This window comes from Rhizobium sp. BK008, assembly GCF_014197345.1.
GTDB classification, from domain to species: domain Bacteria; phylum Pseudomonadota; class Alphaproteobacteria; order Rhizobiales; family Rhizobiaceae; genus Rhizobium; species Rhizobium anhuiense.
The window spans coordinates 20,136-39,511 of record NZ_JACIFK010000001.1 but is presented as its reverse complement, the minus strand read 5'-3'; the positions used below and the strand labels follow the sequence as shown (position 1 = coordinate 39,511).

General features: G+C 61.0%; 17 protein-coding genes. 11 read left to right on the top strand and 6 right to left on the bottom strand.

Annotated elements, in window-relative coordinates; all coding sequences use genetic code 11:
- Positions 1-29: 29 nt before the first annotated feature.
- Genes FHT69_RS00170 through FHT69_RS00150 form a run of 5 tightly spaced genes read left to right on the top strand, consistent with a single transcriptional unit; the run spans position 30 to position 4,778 of the window.
- Positions 30-914 (top strand): carbohydrate ABC transporter permease, encoded by an 885-nt coding sequence (locus FHT69_RS00170; protein ID WP_097544926.1) that lies wholly within the window; start codon positions 30-32, stop codon positions 912-914.
- Positions 914-1,759, top strand: coding sequence for a carbohydrate ABC transporter permease (locus FHT69_RS00165; protein WP_063474367.1), 846 nt, complete (start codon positions 914-916; stop codon positions 1,757-1,759). The genes FHT69_RS00170 and FHT69_RS00165 overlap by 1 nt, the downstream gene beginning before the upstream one ends.
- Positions 1,756-2,778: an SIS domain-containing protein gene (locus FHT69_RS00160; RefSeq protein ID WP_063474366.1), complete on the top strand. Its 1,023-nt coding sequence runs from the start codon at positions 1,756-1,758 to the stop codon at positions 2,776-2,778. The genes FHT69_RS00165 and FHT69_RS00160 overlap by 4 nt, the downstream gene beginning before the upstream one ends.
- The gene (locus FHT69_RS00155; RefSeq protein WP_063474365.1) at positions 2,779-3,708 is read left to right on the top strand and encodes a PfkB family carbohydrate kinase; all 930 of its coding nucleotides are present in this window, start codon (positions 2,779-2,781) and stop codon (positions 3,706-3,708) included.
- Positions 3,705-4,778 (top strand): ABC transporter ATP-binding protein, encoded by a 1,074-nt coding sequence (locus tag FHT69_RS00150; protein ID WP_063474364.1) that lies wholly within the window; start codon positions 3,705-3,707, stop codon positions 4,776-4,778. Before FHT69_RS00155 ends, FHT69_RS00150 begins: the two co-directional genes overlap by 4 nt.
- Positions 4,779-4,806: 28 nt before the next feature.
- Here FHT69_RS00150 and FHT69_RS00145 read toward each other — a convergent pair whose 3' ends face one another.
- From FHT69_RS00145 to FHT69_RS00125, 5 genes are all read right to left on the bottom strand, one after another.
- Entirely contained in the window at positions 4,807-5,634 is an 828-nt protein-coding gene (locus FHT69_RS00145; RefSeq protein WP_025570030.1) for a glycoside hydrolase family 16 protein, read from the bottom strand.
- Between the two features lie 50 nt (positions 5,635-5,684).
- Positions 5,685-7,166 carry a lipopolysaccharide biosynthesis protein gene (locus FHT69_RS00140; protein WP_063474363.1) on the bottom strand — a complete coding sequence of 494 codons (1,482 nt, stop codon included), beginning with the start codon at positions 7,164-7,166 and terminating at the stop codon, positions 5,685-5,687.
- An 82-nt stretch (positions 7,167-7,248) separates the two neighbouring features.
- A complete protein-coding gene (locus tag FHT69_RS00135) occupies positions 7,249-8,493 on the bottom strand; it encodes a glycosyltransferase family 4 protein (protein ID WP_063474362.1) in 1,245 nt (414 codons plus the stop codon).
- On the bottom strand, positions 8,490-9,839 hold the full coding sequence (locus FHT69_RS00130; RefSeq protein WP_176707352.1) for a glycosyltransferase family 4 protein: 1,350 nt from the start codon (positions 9,837-9,839) through the stop codon (positions 8,490-8,492). Before FHT69_RS00130 ends, FHT69_RS00135 begins: the two co-directional genes overlap by 4 nt.
- On the bottom strand, positions 9,836-10,570 hold the full coding sequence (locus FHT69_RS00125) for a Crp/Fnr family transcriptional regulator (RefSeq protein ID WP_063474360.1): 735 nt from the start codon (positions 10,568-10,570) through the stop codon (positions 9,836-9,838). The genes FHT69_RS00130 and FHT69_RS00125 overlap by 4 nt, the downstream gene beginning before the upstream one ends.
- A 472-nt stretch (positions 10,571-11,042) precedes the next feature.
- Between FHT69_RS00125 and FHT69_RS00120 the strand changes: the two genes are divergently transcribed.
- The 5 genes from FHT69_RS00120 to FHT69_RS00100 all read left to right on the top strand — a co-directional run bounded on the left by FHT69_RS00120 (position 11,043) and on the right by FHT69_RS00100 (position 17,646).
- Positions 11,043-11,747, top strand: a complete 705-nt coding sequence (locus FHT69_RS00120) for a sugar transferase (protein ID WP_028756174.1) — start codon at positions 11,043-11,045, stop codon at positions 11,745-11,747.
- 135 nt (positions 11,748-11,882) lie between these two features.
- Positions 11,883-13,640: a GumC family protein gene (locus FHT69_RS00115; protein ID WP_028756173.1), complete on the top strand. Its 1,758-nt coding sequence runs from the start codon at positions 11,883-11,885 to the stop codon at positions 13,638-13,640.
- Positions 13,637-14,659 (top strand): glycosyltransferase family 2 protein, encoded by a 1,023-nt coding sequence (locus tag FHT69_RS00110; RefSeq protein ID WP_183904745.1) that lies wholly within the window; start codon positions 13,637-13,639, stop codon positions 14,657-14,659. The genes FHT69_RS00115 and FHT69_RS00110 overlap by 4 nt, the downstream gene beginning before the upstream one ends.
- Positions 14,660-14,665: 6 nt before the next feature.
- Complete coding sequence (locus FHT69_RS00105; RefSeq protein ID WP_183904744.1) at positions 14,666-16,051, top strand: polysaccharide biosynthesis/export family protein; 1,386 nt, start codon at positions 14,666-14,668, stop codon at positions 16,049-16,051.
- 125 nt (positions 16,052-16,176) lie between these two features.
- Positions 16,177-17,646 carry a hypothetical protein gene (locus FHT69_RS00100; protein WP_183904743.1) on the top strand — a complete coding sequence of 490 codons (1,470 nt, stop codon included), beginning with the start codon at positions 16,177-16,179 and terminating at the stop codon, positions 17,644-17,646.
- Positions 17,647-17,807: 161 nt separating this feature from the next.
- Here the strand turns inward: FHT69_RS00100 and FHT69_RS00095 are convergent, their stop codons facing one another.
- Positions 17,808-18,107 (bottom strand): hypothetical protein, encoded by a 300-nt coding sequence (locus FHT69_RS00095; RefSeq protein ID WP_210304170.1) that lies wholly within the window; start codon positions 18,105-18,107, stop codon positions 17,808-17,810.
- A 306-nt stretch (positions 18,108-18,413) separates the two neighbouring features.
- On the opposite strand from FHT69_RS00095, the gene FHT69_RS00090 reads away from it, so the two are divergent.
- Positions 18,414-19,328 (top strand): glycosyltransferase family 8 protein, encoded by a 915-nt coding sequence (locus FHT69_RS00090; protein ID WP_183904741.1) that lies wholly within the window; start codon positions 18,414-18,416, stop codon positions 19,326-19,328.
- Positions 19,329-19,376 lie beyond the last annotated feature (48 nt).

The window sequence follows — 19,376 nt, the reverse complement described above, 5'->3', positions numbered from 1 at the left end:
TAACCTATGAATGAAGAAGGGTCGCCTCGATGTCGGGCACTTGGCTGACAACCCGCGCGTGGCTTTTGATGCTGCCGCTTCTCGTGGTGATGATATCAGTCATCGGCTGGCCTCTGATCGATACTATCGGCCTCTCCTTCACCGATGCCAAGCTCGTCGGCACGCAAGGAAACTTCGTCGGCATCGACAATTATGCCAAGATGATCTCCGGCTCGAATTTCCAGCGCACGCTGATCACCACCGCATGGTTCGCGATCATCTCGGTCGCCGCCGAGATGGTGATCGGGGTTCTGGCGGCGCTGTTGCTGAACCAGCAGTTTCGCGGCCGCACCGCGCTTCGCGCCCTGATGATCCTGCCCTGGGCACTGCCGACCGTCGTCAACGCCACGCTCTGGCGGCTGATCTACAATCCGGAATACGGCGCGCTGAATGCCGCACTGACCCAACTCGGTCTGCTGGAGGCCTACCGCTCCTGGCTCGGCGAGCCGGGCACGGCGCTGGCAGCCCTCATCGTCGCCGACTGCTGGAAGAATTTCCCGCTGGTGGCGCTGATCGCACTGGCCGCACTTCAGGCCGTGCCGCGCGACATCACCGCCGCCTCGCTGGTCGACGGCGCCGGTGCTTTCGCCCGCTTCCGCTTCGTCATCCTCCCCTATCTCGCCGGCCCGCTGATGGTCGCCTTGGTGCTGCGCACGATCGAAGCCTTCAAGGTCTTCGACATCATCTGGGTCATGACCCGCGGCGGCCCGGCCAACAGCACGCGTACACTGTCGATCCTCGTCTATCAGGAAGCCTTCTCCTTCCAGCGGGCAGGCTCCGGCGCCTCGCTGGCATTGATCGTCACGCTGCTGGTGACGCTGCTTGCCGCCGGCTATGCCGCCCTGGTGCGCAAGACCGCCGGGAGTGCCGCTTGATGGAACGCCAGAGCCCGCTCTTTTCCGCCTTCATCCATCTCTGCGCGCTGCTGCTCGCCGCCGTCATCCTGGCGCCGATCCTGTGGCTGTTCATCATGAGCATCTCGCCGGCCGCCGATCTTGCCGCAAAACCCCTGCGCTGGTGGCCGCAGACGGCGGATTTCTCGCGCTACGCCGTGCTGCTCTCGACGCTCGAAAACAGCGCCGGCGCCGCCTTCACCTCATCGCTGCGCAACAGCATCGAGGTGGCGGGCATGGCGACGATCGCCGCCATCGCGCTTGCGATTCCGGCCGGCTGGGCGGTGTCGCGCACGCCTTCCGTCGGCTGGTCGCTGTCGATGGTGATCGCCACCTACATGTTGCCGCCGGTGGCGCTCGCCGTGCCGCTCTATATGAGCCTCTCCCATCTCGGCATGCTGAACAACGTCTTCGGCCTCGCCCTCGTCTATCTGACAATTCTCGCGCCGTTCACCACCTGGCTGATGAAATCGGGCTTCGATTCCATCCCGCGCGAAATCGAATCCGCCGCGATGATCGACGGCGCCGGCCTGATCCAGACATTGCGGATCATCACGCTGCCGCTCGCCGCCCCCGTGGTCGCGACGTCAAGCCTCTTTGCATTCCTGCTTGCCTGGGATGAATTCTTCTATGCGCTGCTCTTCACCTCGGACCAGCGCGCCAAGACGCTGACCGTCGCCATCGCCGATCTCGCCGGCGGCCGCGTTTCCGATTACGGACTGATCGCGACGGCAGGCGTGCTCGCCGCCCTGCCTCCCGTGCTGATCGGCCTCGTCATGCAACGCGCCCTGATTTCCGGGCTAACCAGCGGCGGCGTCAAGGGATGAACATGACAGAAGAAACAATCCGGCCGGCCGGACTTGCCGCGATCGATCGCGAAATGGCGCGCCAGCATGCCGATGCGATCGCCTCCTACGAAGCTGCCCGGCCGATGGCGGCGAGGGCCGCCGCCTCGCTGAAGAAAACCGGCCGGCTGCTGCTGATCGGCATGGGCGGCTCGCACGCCGTCAACCGTGCCGTCGAGCCGCTCTACCGCGCGCTCGGCATCGATGCCCTCGCCTTGCCGCTGTCCGAGCAGCTCGGCCAGCCGCTGCCGATCACCGGCAGGACGATCTTCGTCACCTCGCAATCCGGCGAAAGCGCCGAGGTCGTGCGCTGGTTCGACGAGACCGGCGGCACGGCGGAGACCTTCGGCCTGACGCTCGAAGGCAGTTCCTTCCTTGCAAGAACGACCCCGTCGCTGGTGGGTAGCGGCGGCACCGAGCTTGCCTTCGCCGCCACCCGCAGCCTGACGGTAACCTTCGCCCTGCATCTGGCAATCCTTGCCGCCCTCGGCGAAGATCCGGGCGCCGCGCTTGCCGTCCTCAGGGCGCCTGAAGACCAGGACATCGCCGACGCCCTCGCCGCCCTCGAAAACGTCGCGACCGTCGTCACCTCAGGCCGGCGGCTGCAGGGTGTCGCCGAGGCGCTGGCGCTCGGATTGACGGAACTGTCGCGTCGTCCCTGCTTCTCGCTGGAGGGTGGCCAGTTGCGTCACGGACCGATGGAGATGCTGGGGCCGGAGATCGGCGTCGTGCTCTTCCGCGGCTCGGACGAGACGGCCGGCCTGGTCACCGCAATGGCGGTATCCGCCGTCGAGACCGGCGCCCCCGTCATCCTGTTCGACGCATCCGGGCAAGCGCCGGTCGCCGGCGCAGTGACGATCCGCTTTGCCCCTGCAACCGGCCTTGCCGCGATCTTCGCCATGCTGCCGGTTGCCCAGCGACTGATGATCGCCTTTGCCGATACCCGCGTGGAGAATGCCGGAACGCCTGTTCGATCCACCAAAATCACCCGGAGCGAATGAATGCGGCCACTTGCAGTCATCGGCAACGTCAATGTCGACCTGATCCTTGGACCGGCCGCCCCCTGGCCGAAGGCCGGGACGGAAATCATCGTCGACCATGACGAATTGCGGGTCGGCGGAGCAGCCGGCAACAGCGCGCTCGCCTGGCAAGCGCTTGGCGTCGAATTCGAGATCGCCGCCAACATCGGCAGTGACCAGTTCGGCCGCTGGCTGCGAGAAGCCTTCGGCCGCCGTTCAGAGAAATGGCCGGTGCGTCCTGAGAAAACGACACTCTCCGTCGGCATCACCCATCCGGACGGCGAACGCACCTTCTTCACCACAAGGGGTCATCTGCCGCGCTTCAGCCTGGCAGATGTCTTCGCGGTCATCGAGGGCGAGAGGCTTCAGGGCGGTTATGCCCTTCTCTGCGGCTCGTTCCTGACCGACGATCTGACGAGAGAATATGACGCCTTGTTCGACTGGGCCGACAGCCATGGCATCACCATCGCCCTCGATACCGGCTGGCCGCTCGACGGCTGGACAGACGAGAATTGCGCGGCGACACGCGCCTGGCTCTCCCGCAGCGGCATCGCGCTGCTGAATGAGGTTGAATCGACCACGCTTGCCGGCATCGCCGATCCGATCGAGGCCGCCCGTCACATCAGGTCGCATATGCCGGAGGGTGCGATCGTCGTCGTCAAACGTGGGCCGGACGGCGCCATCGCGATCGGGCCGGACGGCCTCTTGGTTTCGGTGGCCGCACCCGTCGTTGAGGTCGTCGATACGATCGGCGCCGGCGATGTCTTCAACGCCGCTTTCCTCGCCGCGCTCGCAAGCGATGCGCCGCTGGTTTCCTGCCTCATGGCGGGAACCGAGGTTGCCTCGCGCGCCATTTCCACCCTTCCCCGCAACTATGGCGGCCCGATACACCTGCAGGAGCCAGTGCGATGAGCGCACTCGAAATTCAGAACATCCGCAAGACCTATGGCGACGTCGAAACGCTGAAAGGCATCGACATCTCACTCGAAAGCGGCGAATTCCTGGTGCTGCTCGGTTCCTCCGGCTGCGGCAAATCCACCCTGCTGAACATCATTGCCGGCCTTGCCGAGGCGACGAGCGGCGATGTCAGGATCGGCGGCCGCTCGGTGCTCGGCGTGCATCCGAAGGACCGCGACATCGCCATGGTCTTTCAATCCTACGCGCTCTATCCCAACCTGACGGTGCACCGGAACATCGGTTTCGGCCTGGAAATGCGCAAGGTGCCGGCGCCGGAACGCGACAAGGCCGTGCGTGATGCTGCAAAGCTGCTGCAGATCGAAAACCTGCTCGACCGCAAGCCGAGCCAACTTTCCGGCGGCCAGCGCCAGCGCGTCGCGATCGGCCGCGCGCTGGTGCGCAAGCCTGAAGTATTCCTCTTCGACGAACCGCTCTCCAACCTCGACGCCAAGCTGCGCATGGAGATGCGCACCGAGATCAAGCGGCTGCATCAGATGCTGAAGACGACGGTCGTCTATGTCACCCATGACCAGATCGAGGCGATGACGCTGGCCAGCCGCATTGCCGTCATGCGCGACGGCCGCATCGAGCAGCTCGGCACACCCGAGGAGATCTACAACCATCCGGCAACGCTCTATGTCGCCACCTTCGTCGGCGCGCCGCCGATGAACCTGCTGAAGGCAACAGTGCGTGACGATCGCCTGGCGCTTTCAGGCTCCGATGCCAGCCTGCCCCTGCCCGCCCGTTTCCGCGAGACGGCCGGCAATGGCCGCGACCTCATCCTCGGCATCCGTCCCGAGGCGCTTCGCACAGGCGGCACCGGCCCGTCGATCGAGGCAAACCTGGAGGTCGCAGAGCTGACCGGCCCGGAACTCGTCGTTACCGTCCTTGCCGGAAATCAGCGCCTGATGGCCTGCCTGCCGCCGCGCACGCCGATCCGCGACAACGAAAAGCTCACCCTCTTTTTCGACGAAGAGGCAATGCATCTCTTCGATCCGGAAACCGGCCTCAGCTGCGGCCGTTAGCGACGGAACGACTATCCCCGTCCCCTGCTCAATTCGCCGCGTCGGTGGGCTTCCGCTGGTAGACGTGGATATAGTCGACGAGCAGGATGGAAGGATTCGGCGTTTCATCGATCGGCCAACCTGAGCCGAGTGCCAGGTTCACCAGCGGATAGAACGGCATATGGAACTCCTTCGGCGTATCGAAGCTCCAGATGAACTGGCGGTCGAGGTAGAAGCTCGTCTTGTCAGCTTGGATATCGACGCCGTAAGTGTGATATTCGCTGTTCAAAATTCCATCCTGGACGGTTTGCCAATGGCCACCGGTGGTGTTCTGGCCACCCTGGCTCTGACGCCAGATATGAAAGCCCATGCTGAATTCGTAGGGCGCGCGTCCATAATATTCCAAGACGTCGATCTCTGCGGTGTATTTCGACCGGTCGAGCCCGATGAGCCAGAAGGCCGGCCAGACGCCCTTGCCCGGCGGCAGCTTCATCCGTGCTTCGAAATAGCCGAACTGCTGCGAGAATCCTTGGCCTTTCGGGTTCACCGACGACAACAGGCCCGAACGCCAGGTTCCATCGGCCTCCTTGCGCGCTTCGATCTTCAGAATTCCCTGATCGGTGGTAAACGGAAAGCCGGGGGCCGGATCGGTGAAACGGGCGTCACCGAAATCGCCGTTCCAGGGCGTATGGGCGATCCAGCGAGAGCTTTTCTCTCCCCAGGCCGAAACGTCGAGGCTGTCGAAACTCTCCTCGAACGTCAGTTGGTAGGCATTGATATTGAGCGGCTCCTGGGCGACGCTCGGTTGGCCGGGTAACGCCCCCAGTCCGAGGATGATGAGCAAACCAAAAGCCTTAGAAGATACCTTGTAACGCATTCTGCTCCTCCGAAAACGCCAAACCAATCGTTGGACTGCACTTGTTTCGATCATGAAGTGAGAACCCCGCTTCGTCGCGGCATGAGCCTTTGGACGACGATGGTCTCGATGCCGTCGGGTCTACCGACAACCTGCCACACGAGCAGCGCGAAGGCCCAGAAGATCGCTACTGCCGCCCCGCCGTAAAGCGCCAGGCTGACGACAAGGTTGAGGCCGACAGGCATGGCGGAGAGCATCGGCTCGATCCACAGCAGGAAAGCGATCATCGGCAAGCTCGCGGCCAGAGGCCGTAAAAAGGCATACAACTGAGCGGCAAACGTCGCGCCGATCAGCCGACGCGTGATGATGAGCGATGCGGCATAGGCGACAAGCACCGCCACGATCCGCGCACCCAATGCTCCTGCTACCTGAAAATAGACAACGCCCAGGATGGTGACCGGAACCCTGACGGCGAACTCGGCAAACATCCGGAGAGCGAGATAGCGGGTTTTGTTCAGGACCATAGCCAATGGCGGCATCATGTTCGTGGGAAGACCGAGCAGACTGACGATGCACAGCCATTGTAGAATCGGCGCCGCGGATGCCCATTTCTCGCCGACGATAATGCGTACGGACGGCTCGGCAAGAAAAGCGAGCGCGAGGAGGATGGGCGCAGCAACGAAGGTGATCGCGTTCGTCGCCTTCAGATAGGCCGCGATCAGATTGCGACTGTCATCGACGGTCGAGAATGCCGCCATCAGCGGACGCAGTAATGGCCCAACGAAGGTCTGGTATGGAATACCGGCGATGTTGTCGGCGACGCTGAAGGCGCCGAACGTCGACAAGCCGGTAAAGCGCGGCAAAAGCAGCCGGTCCAGTTGCCAGTTGATCGAACTCAGTACCTGCGAGACGGTGTTCCAGCTGATCATGTCCTGAAAGTGCTTCCACTCAGAAAGGCTGAACCTCGGCCGCATCGGCGCAAAGACATAGGAGGTGATCGCCGCGGCGGTCGGGCCTGCAACCGCGCCGATCGCCAGTCCCCAATAGCTGCCGGTCGCGACCGCCACCCCGACACCGAATAGCAGTGTCGACCCCTTGGTGATGAGATCGAGTGCGAACTCGCGTTTGAAATCGAACCGCTGCATGAACAACACCATGCGCGGGCTGATCACACTGCGCATGGCAGGCGCGATGGAGAGCACGGCGACAAGAGAGAAAATCCGGGAATCGTCATAGATCAGCGCCATCGGCCAGGAGATGATCATCATCAGCGTGCTGATGGCCACGCCTCGAAGCAGGCTGAGGGTAAGGGCCGTGGCAAACATATCGTCCGAAGGCGACGGCTGACGCATCAGGGCCTGCGTCAGCGGCAGGTCCAAAATTGTCTCGACGATGACCAGCACCGAGGTCGCGATGGCGACCAGGCCGAAATCCGCGGGGCTCAAAAGCCTTGCCAGGACAAGGAGGCTGACGAAATCGAGCATCCGCGCCAGGAATTTTCCGCTGATGGTCCAGATGCTCGCCGTCGCCGTCCTCTGAGATACGCTTGACATGGTCTGTTTATTTATTCCTCGTCGAGGGTTTGAGAGACGGTTTCGGTCGCGGCGGCAACGCAGGCGGCTCCGCTTCTTCCCGTCAGCCCGGCCGTCTTCTGAAGACGTCGGCGGGTCGGTCGCCATGGGTGGATAGTTGTTGCTCGATCAGGCCGGACAGACGGTCGCGGAACACGGCGGAAGAGAATTTCAACGAGTGCGCGCGGATCGCATGCGGATCGATATCGTCCTCCACCTCTTCGAACGCCGCCATCGTTTCCAGCAGAGCTTCTGTGGTCTGCTCCGCGAAGCGAAAGCCGACCTGCGGCGAGGAAACGGTTTCCCTGGCGCCGCCGGCGTCGAACGCCAGGACCGGCCGCCCCGATGCCATGGCTTCCACCGGCAGGATGCCGAAATCTTCGGTACCCGGAAACAACAGGGCGCGGCATCGCGACAGGTGATCGCGCAGAACGTTGAAGGGCTGATGGCCGAGAAACTCGACGGTCGGTCCGGCAATCGACTTCAGATAAGCCAATTGTTCGCCCTCGCCGATCACCACCAGTTTTCGGCCGGCCTCGGTGCAGGCGCGAACGGCGATATCCGGCCGCTTGTAGGTGGTCAGCTGTCCCGCATAGAGATAGAACTCGCCTTTCCCCTTCCCCACCGCAAAATCATCGGTCGCAACGGGAGGATGGATGACGATGGATTCCCGGTCGTAGAAGCGGCGGATGCGGCTTGCGACATAATCGGAGTTGGCGACGAACAGATCGACCCGCGAGGACGTCGTCACATCCCAGGCGCGCAGCATGGGCGCGGTGATCGACATCAACGCGCGGCCCACCCAGGGAAGGCCATGGCGATAGACATGGAACTGATCCCAGATATAGCGCATCGGCGAATGGCAGTAGCAGACGTGGAGGGCGTCGGCGCGTGTGATGATGCCCTTGGCGGGTCCGGATTCGCTCGACAGCACGAGATCGTAATCCTGCAGGTCGAACTGCTCGAGCGCGAAGGGCATCAGCGGCAGCATCTTGGTATAATGACGCTGCGCGCCGGGGATCTTCTGCAGGAAGGACGTGCGGATGTTCCGCGTCTTCAGAAAATCGCTGATGCGATCCCGGTTGCAGACGAGGGTGAAGATGTCGGCCTGCGGAAACATGCGGCACAGTTCTTCGACGACCTTCTCGCCGCCGCGCATCGAAACGAGCCAGTAATGCACGATGGCAACCCGCAGCTGCTTGGTTTCGCTTGCGCTTCCGGCCTCCGCGACGCGTCTTTTCGCCATCACAGGCGCATCACCAAGAAATGCTCTCGCGTCAGGAAGAGAGGTTGTTGCTTTAAGGGTCAACTGAATACTCCTTGTATCGCCACACCGTCTGTCAGTTCGGGAACCACATTCGTTGAAATCAGGCTGTGATATTCGGCAAGAAGCGCGTCGCGCCATTCTTCGTGTGTCGAGGCGAGATCCGGCGACAGCCGGAAAGCCCGCTCGCTCATGGCGCGGACCTCATGCCTCGGCATCTGGCTAAATCGCGCCAAAGTCTCGGCAAAGGCGCTTTCGTCAGCCGTATCACAGGCAAGCGCCATGCCGGCTCTTTCCATTTCCTCGGCGAGAAAGGCGCTGCGCGACATGATGACCGGCAGACCGCTCCTGGCTGCTTCGATAGCGACGAGGCCGAACGGCTCGGGATAGCGCGAAGGCATCAACAGGGCACGCGCCTTGCGGATGGTCGGGCCAATCTCCGCATGCGACTGCCAGCCCAAGGCCCTGACGTGATTTCCTGACGCTGCGACCAACGGCATCAGCGGCCCGTCCCCGATCACGCAGAGCCTGACGCCGGCTCTGCGCGTGGCGGCCACAGCGTCTTCTATGCCCTTCTCCTCGTCCAGCCGCCCGATGAAGACGAACTCGTCGTTGGCCTCCGCCTCGATGCGTTTGATGGAGAGAGGAGCGACGGGATTGCGGATCGTCGTCAGCCGCTCCGGTCGATAGCCGGCGCCGACGAGAAAGCTCGCCATCTTCTCGTGCAGCAGAATTATCCGGCCGAAATCGGCCTGATCCTTCAGGCGCCGGAGGATATTGGAGCCGCGGGCGACCCGCCACAATTTATGCGAATAACTTCTCTTGTCGCAGGCCGTTGCAATGCAGCTTCCCCCGAGCGGACGTCGAAGGCAGATTTCCTGCGCCTGATAGTCGAAGAACGCGCCGTTGGGGCAGGCCGTGAAGAAATCGTGTGCGTGAACCACGCATCGCCTGGCGACCGGCATCAGCGCCCTGAAAATTGCCGGAGACAGGATCTGGTGCCAGCCATGCACATGATAGACGGTGTTGGCGGTGTCCTGTGCGGCAATCCAGTTGGCGACCATACGGACGGCGGCGCCATTGTGAATGCCGGTCACGAAAGCCTTGGCACGTTCGGCGCTGAGCAGGTCGCGGCTGTTCAGCCCGACCATCGAGACCCCAAGTGCGGCAAGCTCCGCATTGGCGGCGTCATCCCCGCAAATATAGGTTACAGGGATGCTGAGTCCCCGAAAAAGCTTGGCAGACAACACCGCAAGCGCTGTTGCACCGCCTCGGGCCACCGAGTAGTCGTCGATGATGACGACGCGATCGATTTTTGTGGTGCCGGGGCGGGGAAAGCGGCCGAAGCTAGCAGCGGATCGAGGGGCCTCGGGGAGCGATGAGCCCATCACTTCACCGAAACCGCGTTGGCACAGGCCTCCAGCGCCTTGCGGTTGAGAATGCGGATCTTGCCCTGCCCGCCGTCGATGATCTTGCTTTCCCGCAGGCGCCTCAGGCATTGATTGACCTTCTCGCGGGACGCCGGCAGCGTCGCCGCCAGGTCATTTTGCGAGATGACCAGCTCGTCCCCGCTGTTTGCCGCATCTTTTCCATATACGGCGGAGAGCCGCAGCAGCGTACTGGCCAGCCTCGACTGCAGGCTCGACGCCGCATTTGCAATGATGCGGAGTTCAAGCTCTGAAATACGCGCCAGCGCCCTGGAGAAGACCTTTTCGCGAAAGCTGGGGTCGCTGGCGTACATGTCGCGCAGCAGCCGGCCTTCGAAGAAATGCAGTTCGCAGTTGGAACCGGCTCGGTATTCGAGGCTCAAGGCCTGCCTGCGCAGAACCTCGAGCTCGCCGATAAGGCCCGATTTCGGAATGATCTCGACGATGAATTCCCTGCCGTCGGGTAGCATCGTGCTTGCGCTGACCACCCCCGACTGTACGCGCGCAAACGTATCGACGAGAACGCCGGCCCCGGCGATGACCTCGCCGCGCCGGAAACGTCGGACGCTCGATCGGCAGGAAAGAAATTCGTCGTCAATGACGATGCGACTGTTGAGATGAATGCCGCCGTTAGCCGGTACCGCCGCCTTGCCGATGCCGGCTCTGCGATCTGATGCGTGTGTCAACCCGTCCATGCGCACAACTCCCAGTACTCGAATAACCATAGGCAATGCTGCACTGCATCATTTATATTGTCTTAATATGAGAGTCAAATAACATCGGCAAGAGATAACGCAAAGATAAAGTCTACATTTGGTTGAGAAGCAAAAGATACATTATCAATTGCAATCAAAATTTCGGCGAAACCACAAAACCATCGTTCAATCAATGACACATGCTTATTAAACAGTCTTGGTGAATTAAAAATCAGCAACAACCGAAATGATCATATCAAAACTGTAAATGAATCTGCGCCTATTAATCACCATGAAGTAGGTTAGATTGTCATTAGATATGAAAATAAGGCTATTGGGTGTAGTTGGAATTCACTAATGCCGGTTAGTAGCATAAAGAATTTGTTAAGGATTATGACCTTGGTAACAGACAACCAGGGTGCGGCGCAGCAAACTTTCAACGGTTCTTAATCGGAATGTTTGGAGAGCACCGATGACATGGGAAGCACATAGTTTCGAGGCTTGGTCGCGTGTTGGGCGGCCGCCCGCGAAAGGCGGCGATCTCCATTCGTCCCGGCCCCGTGCAGCGGGCAGATCGTCGAAGCGCGCGATAGACCTTTTCATCGCCGTTATCGCCTTGATCCTGCTTTCCCCGCTTCTGTTGCTCGTCGCACTGATCGTGAAGATGAGCGACCGCGGCCCGGTCTTCTATTCCCATACGCGCATCGGGGTCGGCGGAGCGCCATTCGGATGCCTCAAATTTCGGACGATGAAGACCGACGCGAGTGCTCAGCTTGCCGAATTGCTGGAAAACAACCCGGCTGCGCGAAGCGAATGGGAAGCGACGCGCAAGCTGAAGGACGATCCGAGAATCACGGCCGTCGGCGAGATTCTGAGGCGGTCGAGCATCGACGAGCTTCCGCAACTGATCAATATCATGCGCGGCGAAATGAGCCTTGTCGGCCCCCGGCCGATCACCGCCGAGGAACTGCCGCGCTACGGCGAGCATATATGGGCCTACATGGCCGTCCGCCCGGGCCTGACCGGTCACTGGCAGACCAGCGGGCGCAATGATGTCAGCTACGAGTACCGGGTTTCCCTCGACGTCCAGTATCTCAACAACTGGTCGCTCGGCCGGGACTTCGTCATCATTGCCAAGACAATTCCCGCCCTGTTTTCGCAGCGTGGCTCGTACTGAGCCTTCAGGGGGAGGGCTGCCGATCATGCCTGAAATCGGAAGACACGCTACTCCCCCCGTCCCCTCCAAGCTGCCAGCACCCGGTCACCCGGTGCCTGGTGACTCCGTGATATCGCCATTTTGGAATAGGACGACATGACCTCGAGCACGATCTTCAGCGGTGTTTCTCCGATATCTCTGCCTCCCGCAGCCACTGGCGGGAATTCGCCGCTGACCTTGCGGGATATGCTGTTCTTTCTCAGAATGCGCTGGCTGTGGATTGTGACGACGACGATCGCCTTCCTCGCAATCGCAGGGAGCTACCTGCTGACCGTCGAGCCGACTTTCGTTGCCAACACGCAGCTTGTGATCTTCCCCCAGGTGAGCGGCTCCGAAGCCCAGAGGGCTTTCGCGGAAGACGCATTTATAGAGGGTCAACTGGAGATTGCCAAATCCAGCGATGTCGTCAGCGGAACGGTAAGAGTCCTTGGTCTCGACACCGATCCTGACTTTGTCGATCAGACGCCTTCGCTGCAGGACAGGGCAAAGAACTGGTTGATGGGAATCTCTTCAGAACCGGACGCATCTCAGGAAACGGCAGACGCAGCCACGAGTGAGAGACGACCGCAGACGGAAGAGGAGCGGACCCACGATCGGGCGATCGCCACGCTGCAGAGTATGATGGGAGTACGCCGGATCGGCAGTTCGACGATCATCGAGATATCGGCGGCAGCGTCCACCCCTCAGAAGGCAGTCGACATCGCCGACACGCTCGCCAGGCAGTATATCCAGAAGAATATCGCGATGAAGGCCAATGCTTCCCGGCAATATAGCGACTGGCTGGCAAAATTCGTAATCGAGCAGCAGCGGGGACTGGCCGAAGCTGCCAGCGCCCTGGCCAGCTTCACCAGCAATCCGCGCGATCAATTCAAGCTTGCGGAACTGCAGAGCGCGACGGACGCTCGCCGCACCCTCTATGAAAATACCTTGAACCAGCTGACCGAAGCCAAGCAGCGCATCACCTACCCGGTGTCCGATGCGACGATCGTCTCACGAGCCACGCTGCCTCTTTCGAAGGAGAGACCACGCAGCACGCTCATCATCGCCTTTGCGGCGGCGGTTGGTCTTGGCGCCGGCCTGGCACTTGCCATGATCAGGCATGCCGGCGATCGCCGGATCGTCCGCCCCCATCAGATCGCGGAAGCCGGTGGGCTGCCCTTCGTCACTTTGCTGTCGACATCGAGGAAGAGCCGGAATGGAGACCCCGCGCGTTTCCTCGCCGCCGACACCGGCAGTAGCGACACAGCCGCCTATCCTGTTATTCCGGGCATGGCGGAATTGAGCGCGACGGTCGTCGGTCTTCGGCGCAAACGCCGGGTCGTCATCGGTATAGTCGCCGTCAATCCCGGCAGTGGCGCATCGACCATAGCATGCGAACTTGCGGTGCTGTCGTCGATATCAGGGGCGCACACGCTGCTGATCGATGCGGCCGCGCAGAAATCCTCGCTCAGCAAATCGATCGCGCCCGATAGTTCCACAGGCCTCGTCGATGTTCTCGACAATGGTGAGCTGATTCAGACGGCGGCATTGCCGCTCACCCCGACGCTGAAATTCCTTCCCCTCGGCAAGGTCGAAGCGGTGACGCCGGCCATTCGCCTGAGTTCCCGCCGCACGCAGTTGAGCTTTGCCGACCTGAAAAAGGAATTCGACGCCATATTCGTCGATATCTCCTCATTCTCCGCGTCGCCGGATGCCAATGCGATCGCGTCGGAGCTGGACGGTGTCCTCGTGGTGACCTCGCACGGGCACACTTCGATCGACGATACCATGCGCGTCATCGACACGCTGCGGAATGTCGGCGCGGAGATCCTCGGGGCGATCATCAACCATGCGCCGAAGAGAATGCAGTCATGACCTCCCCCTCGGCAGAAGCAACCAGGCAGGACGGGTCGATCGGGCCGGCGCCTGTCCCTTGCGGACCTGAAGCCATGGCGGAGCGCGCAAGCCATCCACTGCGAATGGCCGTGGGGATCGCCTCGGCGGGCCGCCCCTCGATACTGCGGGAGACGGTCGACTATCTCACCGCTCTGCCGAACCAGGCGGAGCGGCTGATCGTCTGCGTGCCCGCGATCGACGATGCCGCCGGGCTCGCCGACCGCTGCGATGTGGAAGTCATCGTCGGCAGCCGCGGCCTGACCTCCCAGCGCAACCGGATCATCCAGGCTGCCGCTTTCGATATCGATGTTCTGATCTTCCTGGACGATGACTTCATTCCCGCCGCGACCTTCCTGCCCCGGATGGCGGCCGTCTTTGCGGCTAACCCCAACGTGGCGATCGCCACCGGCGAAGTCCTGGCCGACGGTGTCCTGGATGGTGGCCTCAGCATGTCAAAGGCCCTGCAGATCCTTGATACTGCGGGCGAAGCAACCGAGCGGGTGACGGAGGTCTACAACGCTTACGGATGCAACATGGCGGTTCGCCTTTCACCCGTTCTCGAGCACGCGCTGGCCTTTGACGAACAGCTGCCGCTCTATGGCTGGCTCGAGGATGTCGATTTCAGCCGGTCCATCGCCCGCTATGGCAGGTCCGTGCATGTCGAAGGCGCCCGCGGGGTGCATCTCGGTGTCAGATCCGGGCGCCAGCCCGGGCGAAGGCTCGGCTATTCGCAGGTTGCCAATCCCGTCTATCTGATCCGGAAGGGCACGATGTCGAGGGGTCGTGCCGTCGTCCAGATCGGCCGCAATATCCTGGCGAATACGCGGGGCCTCTTGTTCAATGACCGCTTGATCGACCGCTGGGGACGTCTGAACGGAAATTTTCTGGCGCTGTCCGATCTTGTTGTCGGCCGTGCCTCTCCGTCCCGCATTATCGAATTCGGCAATCCTTCGCCGGGCGAGATGCCGTCGCCATCGATCGCAACGAAACGGAGATAGCAGACAATGCAGCACACATCCTTGTCCGATCGCCTCGTCTCCGTCGCCCTTGCCTTGCTGGTATTCTCCTGCATGACCGGCTGGAGCGTCGCCCATGCGGAAAACTACACCCTCGTGCCGGAAGACCAGGTGAGACTGCGTGTCGTTGAATGGCGATCGTCGGATTCCCGATATGCCAGCTGGGAGGCGCTCGACGGGACCTATGCCGTCGACGATGCCGGCAATCTGTCGATCCCGATCGCCGGCCAGGTACAGGCGATGGGGAAAACAACGCAGCAGGTCGCCGATGCGATCGCCGGCGCACTGTCTGAAAAGGCCGAACTGCCGGGAAAACCGTTCATCGCCCTGGAGATCGCCCAGCATGCGCCGATCTTTGTAACCGGAACCGTGCAGACCCCTGGGCGCTATGCTTTTGAGGCCGATATGACGGTCATGAAGGCCGTCAGCATTGCCGGCGGTTTCCTTCGGGATCGCGAGGAAAATACCGTCTTCGAGCGCGACCGGATCCAGGCTGCAGGCGCCTATCGAACGGCCATTCTCAACAGGCGCGATCTTCTGATGCGCCAGGCGCGGCTGCGTGCCGAAATTGCCGGCGAACAGAGTTTCGAGATCCCTGCCGAGCTCGTCGGAACGCCCGATGTGGACAAGCTGAAGGCGCAGGAATTGAACCTGATGCGGCTGCGCCGCGTCGATATCCAGAGCCAGATCGACGCGGCGAGCGACCTCGCGCGTCTCTACGGCCAGCAGGTCGAGTCGCTCGAAGCCAAGATCAATTCGCAGAAGCGGCAGATCGATCTTGCGCAGAAGGAACTGGATAATGTCAACAGTCTGGTGAGCAAGGGCTTGGTCAGCAATTCCCGTCAGGTCTCGGTCGACCGCTGGGCGGCGGATGCACAAGGCACGCTGATCGATCTCGAGGTCGCCCTGACCACGGCTCGCCAGGGGCTCAGCGAAGCCGATCGCTCGAAGATCAACATCGCCAACAGGCAGAACAGCGAAAACCAGGAACTGCTGAATCAGGTCAATCTCGCGATCGGCAGGGCGGCAATCGACATCCAGGTGGCCCAACTCCTCGGCGAACAGGCCGGATACAGCGCTCAACTCGCGCAGATGAACACCGACATGCCGGGTCTTGGCAGAGCACAGAAAAACTACCGGATCGTGCGTCGCAACGACGATGGGACTTATCGCAACATCGAGGCGGACGAGACGACCACCTTGCGGCCACATGATGTCGTCGAAATCGGCATCGACACCGACCTTCAGACGCCACCGCCTCCACTGCAAACGCAGTCCGCGCCGCAGCAACAAAGCTCGGCAGTCCCGCTGTCTGATGTCGCCGGAGACAATCAGGCGGCTCCCGGCTGGATATCCCAGACGGGATCGAATTAGGGGGCGGCTGTGATCATCGATGACAACAGGCGGCTTTCGCCTCAAGCATCGCGCCGAAAGCCGGATACCGGTTTTCGGCAAACCCGATGCCTTGGCCGTTCGTCCTCCGGATCGGGATCTGAAGCATGTCGATAGAACCGATCGGCTTCCTCGTTCTGCTGCTTGGCCTGCTCACCATGGCCAACGGCGCGCGTTTTTCTATAGCGACCCTCTGCCTGTCGACGCTCTTGGGCGCCGCAGCGGCGCTCCAATTGCCGGCGCTCGGCGGCAGCAGCATCCAGCCGAGCCATCTTCTGGTGCTCTTTCTCGTTGCGGCCGCCCTGCTGCGCCCGGCTCAAACGCAGGCCATACTGACCAGCCTCGCCTATCCAGGCCCCGGCTTCTGGTTTGCCACCTACATCCTGTTTTCCGTGGCATCGTCTTTCTTCTTGCCCCGCATTTTTGCCGGCGCGACCCTCGTCTATTCCTCGGCACGAGACGCATCGGGCATGATGTCGACGGTAGCCGCGCCGCTGGCGCCGGGTTCGTCCAATCTCAGCCAGTCTGTCTATCTGCTCGGCGACCTCGCCTGCTTTGCCCTCGTTTCAGGGCTTGCAAGACTTGGATATGCCCGTTTCATCGCACAGCAGTTGATCGTGGCGTCAATCGTCTGTTTTGCCCTGGCGTTGATTGATATCGGAACCTTCCTGACCGGCCAGTCCTACCTGCTCGATGTCATCAGGAACGCAAATTATACGATGCATACGGCCGAGACGATCAGCGGCTTCAAGCGCATTGTCGGCCCCTTTCCCGAAGCAAGCATGTATGGCGCGGTCGCACTTGCCTATTTTTCCTTCACGCTCATGCTCTGGCTGGAGCGTGTTCAAAGCCGAATGGCGGGACTTGCAACGCTTTTCATCGGCCCGACGATCGTCCTCTGCACGTCGACGACCGCCTATATCGCGGGCATCTTCGTCGTCTGCATGTTCGTGCTGTTCTGCCTGAAACGGCTGATCGGGGGGCCGGCTACGACGCCGCATGTCACACTCCTGGTGATCACGCTGTTCTTGATCCCCTGCGCCATCGTCGCACTCAGCCTTGTCCCCGACGCGTGGGATTCCATCGCCGGCCTTGTGAACACGACCTTATCGGACAAGCTCCAATCGCAATCCGGCGAAGAGCGGACCGCCTGGAATACGCTGGCATTGATCGCATTCGTCGACACCGCTACCTTCGGCGCCGGGCTCGGCACGGTTCGAGCTTCGAGTTTTATCGCAGCCCTGCTCTCTAATGTCGGTTTGACCGGCACTCTGCTCTTCGCCACCTTCCTGTACAGCCTTGTGAGGGCGTCCGGCCGGCACACATCGGGCGATCGGAAAACGCACGCGATCGGAAACGCCGCAATTATGGCATCGATAGCCCAGGTCGCCTCGGCATCGATATCAGGAAGCGGTACCGATCTCGGCTTGCTGTTCAGCACCACGGCGGGCCTGGCGGCCGGCTGCCTGGCGACAACCAATATCTCGCCACGACAGGCGACCCGATCGCTTGCCAACCGGACCCCACTGGAGACATCGACATCTCAGATGAGAGCGCCGATGTTTTCAACGCGATGACGCCCGCCTTGCAGTTTCGCCATGGCGCGAGATGGTCTCGTCGAGCCATCGGCATGCCCGCGCCGCATCTTTCAAACATTGCCGGTAATAGCAATTCGTCGGCCGAACGCGATCGCGCAAAACCGTCCCCAGAAGGCTATTCTGCGGATTCGATGTCAAAATCAGCTCTGCTGGCGCTCTCTGGTGGCCGCGACGTTATCTGCGACGGAATTGTTTTGCCGCTGCCTGGCACTACGCCGCACAAACCCCGAAACGAACACGCCTGCCAAGTAGCCAACTTCCATGAGTGCGAGGATGGCAATAGCGGAGAGGATGGCCGCGATCATGGAGGAGCCGTCGCTGAAAACCACGCTGCCGAAGCCGATCGCCACGAGGAAGGCGAAAATTGCGAAAGCCCAGGCACGGATGTAAGCTCCGGCAGCTATCGATATCACCGCTGCCACGACTGCGGTGATCAGCATGACAATTCCCCTTCCCTCTGCTTTCCGACAAGGGTCCCGGTACCGACCGTCGTACCGCGAAACACGATGTCGAAACACAGCCTTTTTACAGGCAAGGCACTCTTCATGGCGAATATCTCAACAATGAAACACATAAAAACCGCCGGCGGCCAGACACCCGTTCAGCTCTGCGGCGCTGAGCACCGGCTATATATACCGAACAGGGCCTTCATATGACAGACCCGTCGGCTCAATTCTCAATCGTTCCCTCGACGGGCAACTCAATGCCGATTCATTCGTATTGCGCACAATCGGAAGGGTGATGACATGAACAATCAGTGCGTCGTCTACGTCACGGATGTCGAGTATTCATTTCCGACCATTCTCTCCGCACTTCAGGCTCGCAAATTTGCAAGCCCCGCGACAGATGTCTGCGTCCTCATGTCGGAACATCTCGATAATTTCGAGGAGCTGAAAGCCCTGCTGGCAACGAGCCGGGTCGACTTGATCGATGCGACCGACGCGCTGCGGGATTCGCTCGGCAGGCTCGACAGTTCGCATTTCCAGGGACGCATCAGCGTCAGCACCATGGCCAAGCTGGTCCTTTGCGAGATCCTGCCTACCAACTATACCCAGATCATCTATCTCGATGGAGATACCCAGATCGTCAGCGATCTCAGTCGGCTCGAAAATGCCACTGTGCCCGAGGGCAGGTTTTTCGCGGCGCGCGATTACACCGCGATCCATGACTTCCTCGACACTGGAAAGAGCAGCTACTATTTCAACGCAGGGGTGCTGAAATTCCACCGCAACGGTTGGATCGGGCAGGAGGCGCTTGAGCTTTTTGCTAAAAACCCCGAGGCCTGCGAGGGCAAACATGATCAAGGCGCATTGAATTACGTCTGCGGTTCATCGCTTATCCTCGTATCGAACCGCTGGAACTTCCCCAAACAGTTCCTTCATCTGGTAAACATGTCCTCCCTGTCGATCGTCCATTACATGGCGCATCCGAAGCCGTGGCATGGCACCTTCTTTCCATGGACCGACAAGGAAAGCCAAGTCTACGTCGACCTGCGCAAAGCACATCCGATTTACAACGCGCTGTATCGCGGAATAAGCTTCGACCGTAAGATGCTGTATAAATACCGATCGATACGAGCGCGCATCGAACACGCAATCGAGAAAAACGGACCCCATCCGCGCGTCCAGAGCCTGCTGGTCGGCGGCGACTACGCCGTATGATGATGTGTTGTTGGTCAGACCTGAGGATTGTCCGCGTGACGGATGTCG

What these genes read in the sequence shown, in the direction of transcription:
- FHT69_RS00170 (WP_097544926.1), top strand. Translation starts at nt 30, where the DNA reads ATGTCGGGCACTTGGCTGACAACCCGCGCGTGGCTTTTGATGCTGCCG.
- FHT69_RS00165 (WP_063474367.1), top strand. Translation starts at nt 914, where the DNA reads ATGGAACGCCAGAGCCCGCTCTTTTCCGCCTTCATCCATCTCTGCGCG.
- FHT69_RS00160 (WP_063474366.1), top strand. Translation starts at nt 1,756, where the DNA reads ATGAACATGACAGAAGAAACAATCCGGCCGGCCGGACTTGCCGCGATC.
- FHT69_RS00155 (WP_063474365.1), top strand. Translation starts at nt 2,779, where the DNA reads ATGCGGCCACTTGCAGTCATCGGCAACGTCAATGTCGACCTGATCCTT.
- FHT69_RS00150 (WP_063474364.1), top strand. Translation starts at nt 3,705, where the DNA reads ATGAGCGCACTCGAAATTCAGAACATCCGCAAGACCTATGGCGACGTC.
- FHT69_RS00145 (WP_025570030.1), bottom strand. Translation starts at nt 5,634, where the DNA reads ATGCGTTACAAGGTATCTTCTAAGGCTTTTGGTTTGCTCATCATCCTC.
- FHT69_RS00140 (WP_063474363.1), bottom strand. Translation starts at nt 7,166, where the DNA reads ATGTCAAGCGTATCTCAGAGGACGGCGACGGCGAGCATCTGGACCATC.
- FHT69_RS00125 (WP_063474360.1), bottom strand. Translation starts at nt 10,570, where the DNA reads ATGGACGGGTTGACACACGCATCAGATCGCAGAGCCGGCATCGGCAAG.
- FHT69_RS00120 (WP_028756174.1), top strand. Translation starts at nt 11,043, where the DNA reads ATGACATGGGAAGCACATAGTTTCGAGGCTTGGTCGCGTGTTGGGCGG.
- FHT69_RS00115 (WP_028756173.1), top strand. Translation starts at nt 11,883, where the DNA reads ATGACCTCGAGCACGATCTTCAGCGGTGTTTCTCCGATATCTCTGCCT.
- FHT69_RS00110 (WP_183904745.1), top strand. Translation starts at nt 13,637, where the DNA reads ATGACCTCCCCCTCGGCAGAAGCAACCAGGCAGGACGGGTCGATCGGG.
- FHT69_RS00105 (WP_183904744.1), top strand. Translation starts at nt 14,666, where the DNA reads ATGCAGCACACATCCTTGTCCGATCGCCTCGTCTCCGTCGCCCTTGCC.
- FHT69_RS00100 (WP_183904743.1), top strand. Translation starts at nt 16,177, where the DNA reads ATGTCGATAGAACCGATCGGCTTCCTCGTTCTGCTGCTTGGCCTGCTC.
- FHT69_RS00095 (WP_210304170.1), bottom strand. Translation starts at nt 18,107, where the DNA reads ATGCTGATCACCGCAGTCGTGGCAGCGGTGATATCGATAGCTGCCGGA.
- FHT69_RS00090 (WP_183904741.1), top strand. Translation starts at nt 18,414, where the DNA reads ATGAACAATCAGTGCGTCGTCTACGTCACGGATGTCGAGTATTCATTT.